Source organism: Neisseria sicca VK64, from assembly GCF_000260655.1.
GTDB lineage: Bacteria > Pseudomonadota > Gammaproteobacteria > Burkholderiales > Neisseriaceae > Neisseria > Neisseria sicca_B.
On record NZ_AJMT01000028.1, the window covers coordinates 1 to 6240 of the forward strand.

The window sequence follows — 6240 nt, forward strand, 5'->3', positions numbered from 1 at the left end:
AAGCCCTCATACGGGCGAAAAAAGCCTACCGCCATCCCGCCATGGGCGAAATATCGGAAACCTCCTCAAACGCCGGTTCAAAGCCCGAAAGCCCAACGAAAAATGGCTGACCGACGTTACCGAACTCAAAGGGAAGGACGGCAAACTGTACCTCTCGCCAATCTTGGACTTGTTCAACCGCGAGATCGTCGCCTACGCCATGAGCCGCAGAGCCGACAGCGAAATGGTGAAGGAAATGCTCGAAAAAGCCGCACCCCGTCTGACTGATAAAGGAACGATGCTTCATTCGGACCAAGGTGTGCTGTACCGTACGGCGGGGTATAGGGAATTGCTTGCGGAGCATTCCATGGTTCAAAGCATGTCGCGAAAGGCGAACTGTTGGGACAATGCGCCGATGGAAAGCTTCTTTGCGGTGTTAAAGACGGAGTGTTTCTATAACGCAGGTGAATTGACGGTAGATGAATTGATGAAGCAGATAGATGACTATATGGATTACTACAACCGGGAGCGTTGCAGTTTGAAATTGAAAAAGCTGAGTCCTGTCGCATACAGAACCCAGCTTGCACAGAGTGCCTGAATAGGCTTTTATGAGTGTCCAAGATTTGGGGGCCAGTTCAAACCTGAAATCCGTTTTTCAGACGACCTTTTGTCCCACCTTACAAGCGCGTAACGCTCAAGACGCCTTTGACGTCGCCGAGGCTGGCGAGGACGCGCGGGAGGTCGTTAACTTGTTTGACTTCGAGCGTAAACCTCATGCTGGCTTCCAAGTCGCGGGACTGGGTTTGCACGGCGGTAACGTTGAGTTTGTGGCGGGCGAGCGCGTCGGATACGTCGCGCAAAAGTCCTGAGCGGTCTTGGGCGCGGATTTCGACATCGACGGCGAACACTTGTCCTTCCTGCAACGCCGCCCAGCTTGCGTCCAACACTTTTTCAGGCGCTTGTTCAGCAAGGTGTTGGAAAGAGGGGCAGGTTTTGCGGTGTACGGAAATGCCGCGTTCGCGGGTAACGAAGCCGACAATGTCGTCGGGTGGCGCGGGTTTGCAGCATTTGGCCAGCGTGGTCATCAAACCGTCTTCGCCATCGATAAGGACACCTGTTTTGCCGCCTTTTTTGATTTTGGACTGTTTGACGATGGTGGTTTCGCTGACCGGTACGGGCGGCGGTTCGTTCAGCGTGCCGCAGGCTTTCTGGATGGCGCGGTTGGAAATTTCGCCCTGTCCGACGGCGGTGTAGAGGTCGTCGAGTTTTTTGTAGCCGAGGTTTTCGGCAAGCTCTTGCAGGTTGGGTTTGGGCGTGAGTTTGGCAAGCTGCTTGTCGAGTTGGACGCGGCCTTCTTCGCGCACGGTGTCGGCGTTTTGCTGACGGATGTAGGCGCGGATTTTGCTGATTGCCTTGCTGGATTTGACCCAGCCTTCGTAGAGCCAGTTGACGGAAGGATGCCCTTCTTTGGCGGTAATGATTTCGACGCGCTGTCCGTTTTCGAGCGGGGTGGACAGCGGCACGATTTGCCCTTCGACTTTCGCACCTCGGCAACGGTCGCCGATGCTGCTGTGTAAGGCGTAGGCGAAGTCGATGGGTGTCGCGCCCGTGGGCAGGGAAAGGACTTTGCCGTGCGGGGTCAGGACATAAATCGTGTCGTTGAAAAGCTCGGTTTTGAAGGCGGCGGCGAGGTCTTCCTTGCCGCTTTCCGCCATGTTTTCACGCCAGTCTAAGAGTTGGCGCAACCAGGCGATTTTTTGTTCGTAGGCTGAATCACCTTTGCCGCCCTCTTTGTAACGCCAGTGGGCGGCGACACCGAATTCGTTGAATTGGTGCATATCGAAGGTGCGGATTTGCACTTCCACGCCTTTGTCTTCCGGGCCGACGATGACGGTGTGCAAACTTTTATAGCCATTGCCTTTGGGATTGGCGATGTAGTCGTCGAACTCGCCCGGGATGGGCTGCCAGAGGCTGTGGACGATACCCAGCGTGGTGTAACACTCGGGGACGGTATCGACCAGAATCCGCACGGCGCGGATGTCGAACAGCCCGTCGAAGCTGAGTTTTTTCTTCACCATTTTTTTGTAAATGGAGTAGATGTGTTTCGGGCGGCCGGCGACTTCAAAGTGAACGTTGTATTTTTTGAGCTCCGCGCGCAGGATGTTGAGGAAGTTTTCGATGTATTCGAGGCGTTCGGTGCGTTTTTCGTCCAAAAGCAGCGCGATTTCGCGATATTTTTCGGGTTCTTGATGGCGGAAGCCGAGGTCTTCGAGCTGCCATTTGAGCTGCCACACGCCCAAACGGTTGGCGAGCGGGGCGAAGATGTCGAGGGTTTCTTTGGCGACGGCGCGTTTTTCAGGGCTGTCGGGGATATTGCTGAGAAACTGCATGGTGCGGGTGCGCATGGCGAGTTTGATTAACACGACGCGGATGTCTGTTACCATCGCCAGCAGCATTTTACGCATAGTTTCGGCCTGCTGCGCGCGTTCTTCGGAAGTGGCGAGGCTGTCCACTCGGGCGAAGTGGGTGAGTTTCTGCACTTCGTCCACACCTTTGACCAGCTCGGCGACGGTGCTGTTGCAGCGTTCGGAAACCAAGAGATTCCAATCGGGAACGTAGCGTCCGATGTCGGCAAGCAGGGTGGCGGCGACGGCATCGGAGAGCAGGTCGAGTTCGTTGACCATCTGCGCCGCGCCGAGCAAATGGTCGAGCAGCGGTTCGCCATACGGCGTGGCGGCATCGGCGGGATAGTGTTCCTTTGCCAACGACCATGCGGCGCCGATGAGGTTTTTATCGTTGTCCGGCAGCGCGGCGCAGTAGCTGTCGAACCATTCGCGCAATTCTTGCGGAGTCGCGCTTTGCGTGTCTTGAATCGGGCTGGTGGCGGTCATGATGGTGTCTTTTCGTTTCGATAAAAACAGGTTTATTGTAACAGGTTGCCAAAGGGATTTGCGGGCTGTTTTGCGGGATGTTGTATGTAAGCGGGTTGTTTCAGACGACCTTAAATGATATGGTTCGTCCGTTTGATGAACATGAAAAGGAGTATCCGATGAAGCTGTATATTTACGACCATTGCCCGTTTTGCGTGCGTGCGCGGATGGCGGCGGGGCTGTTTGGCGCGGACGTTGAAGAAGTCGTGCTGGCAAACGACGACGAGGCAACGCCGATCGGCATGATCGGCGCGAAACAAGTGCCCATCCTGCAAAAAGAAGACGGTTCGTTTATGGGCGAGAGTTTGGACGTTGTCCGCTATCTTGACCGCGAGGGTCGTCTGAAAGATGAAATCCGCCCCGAAATCCAGGCATGGTTGGACAAAGTGGGCGAATACAACCTGAAACTCGTCCAGCCGCGCGTGATCAAACTCGAGCTGCCCGAATTTGAAACGCCGGAAGCGGTAAAATATTTCACGGACAAAAAAGAGAAAAGCATCGACAGCTTCGCCGCCAATTTGGAGAAAACCGGTCAGTATGTGCAACGGCTGAACGGGGATTTGGCGGAACTGGAAACGCTGATGGCCGAAGGCGGCGCAGGCTTGAACGGCGAAATCGGCATGGAAGACATATTGGTGTTCCCGATATTGCGCAACCTGACCGTCGTGCGCGGTGTCGAGTGGCCGCAGAAGGTTATGGACTACCTGCTGCGCATGAGCGAAACATCGGGCGTGCCGCTGTATTTCGACCGCGCCTTGTAATAACCGAATCCGCCGGATAAAACAAACGGAAAGGTCGTCTGAAAACAGTTTTCAGACGACCTTTCCGTTTGCGCCCGCCCTACCTTCCGGGAGTGAATGGAATCAGGCGGAACAAGCATGGCGAGAAATTGTTGATGTATGACCCCGAACAGATCGGGTGATACATCAATAATTCCTAGCTGTGCTTATTGTGCGGCAGGTGCAGAAGCAGCAGCTGCGGCTGCGGCTGCGCCTTCAGCGGCGCTGCGTTGGTAGCCTTTGTCTTTCATACATGCATCGAACACGGCGCGGTCTTGGTTTGCACCGGAAGCTTGTTGACATTGAGCGATTGCCTCTTCAACGCTTACGCTAGGGGTTTTAGCTTCTTCAGTAGTTTTGCTGCTAGAGCAGGCACCCAGCATCAGGCTTGCAGCGGCAACGGCGATCAATAAAGTTTTCATGTCGTATATTCCTATTGTGATTGATGGTTTACAGCGCAAATTTGCGTCTGTCTCAAAACAGAGTCCCATTAGTACGATTTAGTTTCATTTACATATGAAAGGTTTTGATAAGTTTGAACTATGACAGTAAATGCCGTCAGGAAATGATAAGCGGTTTCAAAAATTTAAGGGACATAAACGCCGCCGGCATGGCAATGTAAAAAATTCCCTTGCTATCTCAGCAACACCGCCTAATCCCAGGCACCGACCGCCTGCCGTTGGGCGGCGCAAGGGTTTTATGGCATAATCCCGCTTACCTTTCCATGCCGCAGAGACCACATCCCCACTTCTGCGGTTTGCCGTAAACCGGCCGCACACTTTGCCGGCGGCATCCTACCGAACACACAATCAAAACATCCTCCCGTTTCAGACGACCCCATGCGGCATTCCGCATCCCGTCCGGACAGAAAGATACCGCCATGAATCCATTCGCCTCACTCGGGCTTGGCAGCGAAATCGTTTCCGCGCTGACCGAACAAGGTTACGAAAACCCGACGCCCATCCAAGCCGCCGCCATCCCCAAAGCACTCGCCGGCCACGACTTGCTCGCCGCCGCCCAAACCGGCACAGGCAAAACCGCCGCCTTTATGCTGCCCAGCCTGGAACGCCTCAAACGCTACGCCACTTCCAGCACCTCGCCCGCGATGCACCCCGTGCGTATGCTGGTGTTGACCCCGACGCGCGAACTTGCCGACCAAATCGACCAAAACGTGCAGGGCTATATTAAAAACCTGCCGTTGCGGCACACCGTCCTCTTCGGCGGCGTCAACATGGACAAACAAACCGCCGACCTGCGCGCCGGCTGCGAAATCGTCGTCGCCACCGTCGGCCGGCTGCTTGACCACGTCAAACAGAAAAACATCAACCTCAACAAAGTCGAAATCGTCGTTCTCGACGAAGCCGACCGTATGCTGGATATGGGTTTCATCGACGACATCCGCAAAATCATGCAGATGCTGCCCAAGCCACGCCAAACCCTGCTCTTTTCCGCAACCTTCGCGCCCCCCATCCGCAAACTCGCCAAAGACTTCATGAACGCGCCCGAAATCGTCGAAGTCGCCGCTCAAAATACCACCAGCGCCAATGTCGAGCAACACATCATCGCCGTTGACGCGCTTAAAAAACGCAACCTCTTAGAGCGGCTGATTGTCGATTTGCAGATGAACCAAGTCATCGTATTCTGCAAAACCAAACAAAGCGTCGACCAAGTTACCCGCGACCTCGTGCGCCGCAACCTTGCCGCCCAATCCATCCACGGCGACAAATCCCAGCAAAGCCGCCTTGAAACCCTCAACGCCTTCAAAGAAGGCAGCCTGCGCGTCCTCGTCGCCACCGACGTCGCCGCACGCGGACTGGACATCGCCGAGCTGCCCTTCGTCATCAACTACGAACTGCCGACCCAACCCGAAGACTACGTCCACCGCATCGGGCGCACCGGCAGGGCTGGCGCGGACGGCGTCGCCATTTCCCTGATGGACAAAACCGAACAGAAAATGTTTGAAGCCATCAAGGAGCTGACCGGCAACGACTTGGCAGTCGAACGTATCGAAGGTTTCGAACCGAACTGGTGGGGAAGTGACGCCGACGGCGATGCCGCCGCAGACACCCAAGCCGCCCCGACCCGCAGCCGCGGCAGCGACAGAAACCGCTCCGAACGGAACAACCGCAGCGAACGCAATGAACGTAACGAGCGCGGTGACAAATCCCCAAAAGCCGACAAAACCGATCCCGGCGCCGCCTGCGGCACCATCGCCGGACGCAGCCGCCGCAGCCGCAGGGAACGCCAACCCTGCGCCCTGCTGCAACCCAATTACGGCGCAAAATAAAGCCGGTTTCCCATAAAACCAGAAAGGTCGTCTGAAAAAGATTTCAGACGACCTTTTTGTGTTGAACCATCTCCCTTTCCTTCAAACGCATAACAAGGGGCGCGATCATGCGTCCCTTGTTCATTATCGTGGATTAACAAAAATCAGGACAAGGCGACGAGGCCGCAGACAGTACAGATAGTACGGAACCGATTCACTTGGTGCTTCAGCACCTTAGAGAATCGTTCTCTTTGAGCTAAGGCTAGGCAACGCCGTACCGGTTTAA

The 6240-nt window shown here is 55.3% G+C and carries 6 protein-coding genes; 3 read left to right on the top strand and 3 right to left on the bottom strand.

Annotated elements, in window-relative coordinates:
• A partial coding sequence (locus HMPREF1051_RS02025) for an IS3 family transposase (protein ID WP_003763693.1) occupies nucleotides 1–577 on the top strand: 577 nt, incomplete at its 5' end.
• 79 nt (nucleotides 578–656) lie between these two features.
• On the opposite strand, the gene HMPREF1051_RS02030 is transcribed toward HMPREF1051_RS02025, so the two are convergent.
• Complete coding sequence (locus HMPREF1051_RS02030) at nucleotides 657–2870, bottom strand: RelA/SpoT family protein (RefSeq protein ID WP_003763695.1); 2214 nt, start codon at nucleotides 2868–2870, stop codon at nucleotides 657–659.
• A 158-nt stretch (nucleotides 2871–3028) separates the two neighbouring features.
• On the opposite strand from HMPREF1051_RS02030, the gene HMPREF1051_RS02035 reads away from it, so the two are divergent.
• Entirely contained in the window at nucleotides 3029–3670 is a 642-nt protein-coding gene (locus tag HMPREF1051_RS02035; RefSeq protein WP_036491264.1) for a GrxB family glutaredoxin, read from the top strand.
• A 185-nt stretch (nucleotides 3671–3855) separates the two neighbouring features.
• On the opposite strand, the gene HMPREF1051_RS02040 is transcribed toward HMPREF1051_RS02035, so the two are convergent.
• The gene (locus HMPREF1051_RS02040; RefSeq protein ID WP_003763692.1) at nucleotides 3856–4110 is read right to left on the bottom strand and encodes a hypothetical protein; all 255 of its coding nucleotides are present in this window, start codon (nucleotides 4108–4110) and stop codon (nucleotides 3856–3858) included.
• Nucleotides 4111–4402: 292 nt separating this feature from the next.
• Nucleotides 4403–4570 carry a hypothetical protein gene (locus tag HMPREF1051_RS12790; protein WP_003763701.1) on the bottom strand — a complete coding sequence of 56 codons (168 nt, stop codon included), beginning with the start codon at nucleotides 4568–4570 and terminating at the stop codon, nucleotides 4403–4405.
• Here HMPREF1051_RS12790 and HMPREF1051_RS02045 point away from each other — a divergent pair.
• Nucleotides 4569–5975, top strand: coding sequence for a DEAD/DEAH box helicase (locus HMPREF1051_RS02045; RefSeq protein ID WP_003757174.1), 1407 nt, complete (start codon nucleotides 4569–4571; stop codon nucleotides 5973–5975). The genes HMPREF1051_RS12790 and HMPREF1051_RS02045 overlap by 2 nt on opposite strands.
• Nucleotides 5976–6240: the final 265 nt, after the last annotated feature.

What these genes read in the sequence shown, in the direction of transcription:
- HMPREF1051_RS02040 (WP_003763692.1), bottom strand. Translation starts at nt 4,110, where the DNA reads ATGAAAACTTTATTGATCGCCGTTGCCGCTGCAAGCCTGATGCTGGGT.
- HMPREF1051_RS12790 (WP_003763701.1), bottom strand. Translation starts at nt 4,570, where the DNA reads ATGGCGGTATCTTTCTGTCCGGACGGGATGCGGAATGCCGCATGGGGT.
- HMPREF1051_RS02030 (WP_003763695.1), bottom strand. Translation starts at nt 2,870, where the DNA reads ATGACCGCCACCAGCCCGATTCAAGACACGCAAAGCGCGACTCCGCAA.
- HMPREF1051_RS02045 (WP_003757174.1), top strand. Translation starts at nt 4,569, where the DNA reads ATGAATCCATTCGCCTCACTCGGGCTTGGCAGCGAAATCGTTTCCGCG.
- HMPREF1051_RS02035 (WP_036491264.1), top strand. Translation starts at nt 3,029, where the DNA reads ATGAAGCTGTATATTTACGACCATTGCCCGTTTTGCGTGCGTGCGCGG.